The 1,734-nt window shown below is 70.0% G+C and carries 1 protein-coding gene and 1 pseudogene; one reads left to right on the forward strand and one right to left on the reverse strand.

Annotated elements, in window-relative coordinates; genetic code table 11:
- Nucleotides 1-149 (reverse strand): annotated as a pseudogene (locus JCM9942_RS20340) (serine/threonine protein kinase); the annotation flags it as partial.
- Nucleotides 150-270: 121 nt separating this feature from the next.
- Here JCM9942_RS20340 and JCM9942_RS15185 point away from each other — a divergent pair.
- The coding region (locus JCM9942_RS15185) for a bifunctional DedA family/phosphatase PAP2 family protein (RefSeq protein ID WP_054660676.1) at nucleotides 271-1,734 on the forward strand (1,464 nt) is incomplete at its 3' end.

The following is a 1,734-nucleotide window of genomic DNA, read 5'->3' on the forward strand; positions in this document are numbered from 1 at the left end:
GCCAGCCACCAGGCCGGCAACCGCAGCCACAGCGGCGTGGCGCCCAGGTCCCGGCGCACGAAACGGCCATCGGGGCCCTCCACCAGCAGAATCCTGCCGAAGCTGTCTGATTTGAGCGCCTGCACGCGCGCGTCGGGAAGTTCTGCCATCGCGACATTCTAGTCGGCGGCGTCCGTTCCGGGCCCGGACAGGTGAACCACAGGCAGGCGCACGGCGGGAACCCCGCGCCAGAACGCCGGTCTGACGGGGTCCGCCCCCTATAATCGGCCGATGAATTCTTCCTGGATCGACGCCACGCTCGCGTGGATCGCCGCCCACCCGGTGCTGGCCGGCGCTGCGATATTTGCCATTGCCTTCTGCGACGCGGTGATCATCCTCGGTGCGATCGTGCCGGCGCTGCCGTTGATGATCGCCGTGGGCGTGCTGATCGGCATGGGCGAGCTGTCCGGTCCGTACGCGGTGGCCTGCGCGACGCTGGGTGCCTTTGCCGGCGACGGCATCAGCTACTGGGTCGGCCGCCGCTGGGGCGACCGCCTGCGCGGGGTTTGGCCGTTCAGCCGTTATCCGCAGCTGCTGGATCGCGGCGAAGTGCTGTTCCGGCGCAACGCCTTCAAGAGCCTTCTGATCGCCCGCTACGTCGGCGCCATCCGGCCGTTCGTACCGGCAATCGCCGGCATGGCCAGCATGCCGTTCAGCCGCTACCTCAAGGCCAGCGGTATCGCCTGCGTGTCCTGGGCGATCCTGTTCCTGCTGCCCGGCTGGGCGCTGGGCCAGGCCTACGACGCGGTGGCCGCCGTGGCCGGGCGCCTGTTCGTGGTGCTGGCCCTGCTCGGGGCGATGCTCGGGCTGGTGTGGGCGATCGTGCTGTACAGCTACCGCTGGTCGGCCACCCGCATGGACGGCTGGCTGGCACGGCTGCTGCACTGGTCGCAGCGCCACCCGCAGCTGCTGGGGCGCTCGCTGACCGATCTGTTCGACCCGCACCGGCGCGAATCGGTGCCGCTGGCGATGCTTGCGCTGATGCTGCTGCTGCTGGGCTGGGGCTGGTTCGTACTGCTGATGGTGGTGGTCGGCCACGGCGAACCGCTGGCGCTGGACCTGGCCGTACACCGGCTGATGCTGGCGCTGCGCAACCCGCTGGCCGATTACCCGATGGCCGCGCTGGCCTCGCTCGGCGACTGGCAGGTGCTGCTGCCGGCCATCGCCGTGGGCATGGGCTATCTGGCCTGGCGCCGGCGCTGGATGGCCGCCGCCCACTGGCTGGCGGCACTGGCCTTCGGCCTGGCGCTGACCAAGCTGCTGGGTGCCACCGTCGATGTGGTGCGTCCGCCGGCAGCCAGCAGCGGCTTCGGTTTCCCGTCGGTGGCGGTGACGATGGCGACCATCACCTTCGGCTTCTTCGCGGTGCTGATCGGCCGCGAACTGCCGGGGCGCGCGCGCGTGTGGCCCTATCTGGTCTCGGGCATCGTCGTCACCGTGATCGGCTTTGCGCGCATCTACCTCGGCGCGCACTGGCTCAGTGACGTGATCGGCGGAATGCTGTTCGGCATGTTCTGGCTGCTGGTGCTGGGCGTGGCCTACCGGCGCCGGTTCAACCGCTCGTTCTGGGTCAAACCGGTGGGCTGGCTGTTCTATGGCACGTTCATCCTGGCCGGGCTGTGGTACGCGCCGCGCAATGTGCCGGCCAAGCTGGCCAAGTTCGAGCCGGTCGCCGAGGCGCCCCGGCTGATCGCC

The organism is Stenotrophomonas pictorum JCM 9942 (assembly GCF_001310775.1).
Taxonomy (GTDB): domain Bacteria; phylum Pseudomonadota; class Gammaproteobacteria; order Xanthomonadales; family Xanthomonadaceae; genus Stenotrophomonas; species Stenotrophomonas pictorum.